We start from the raw sequence: 454 nt of genomic DNA, 5'->3' as shown, positions 1-454 counted from the left end.
TTCACTAACTTATTTAGGGTTAACCCAATAAATCTAAATCAAATGAGTAGAAATTATCGGTTTCATAACCCTGAAGCACCTTATTTTGTGAGTTTTGCCGTAGTAGAATGGTTGGATGTGTTTACCAGAAATGAGTATAAAGATATTTTGATTGACAGTTTGCATTATTGTCAACAAAAGAAAGGAATGGAAATTTATGCGTGGTGTATAATGACAAATCATGTCCATTTAGTTTTTAGAAGCACTGAAGGAGTACCACCAGGTCAATTGCTCGGAAGTTTTAAACGACATACAAGCATGGCTGTTGTAAAAGCAATTAAAGAAAATCACAGGGAAAGTCGAAAAGAAAATTTCCTGGAAACTTTTAAACGCAATGGAAGTAAAAAATCTAATGTAACATTTAATCAATTCTGGCGACAAGACAATAAACCAATAGAGTTATGGAGTAAATATG

General features: G+C 32.8%; 1 protein-coding gene. It reads left to right on the top strand.

Going from position 1 to position 454, the window contains the following annotated elements; all coding sequences use genetic code 11:
• Positions 1-42: 42 nt before the first annotated feature.
• The coding region (locus C6368_RS17120) for a transposase (protein ID WP_107040423.1) at positions 43-454 on the top strand (412 nt) is incomplete at its 3' end.

Source organism: Brumimicrobium mesophilum (genome assembly GCF_003025005.1).
GTDB classification, from domain to species: Bacteria; Bacteroidota; Bacteroidia; order Flavobacteriales_D; family Crocinitomicaceae; genus Brumimicrobium; species Brumimicrobium mesophilum.
The sequence above is the reverse complement of the archived record's forward strand: the minus strand, read 5'-3'. Positions and strand labels throughout refer to the sequence as shown.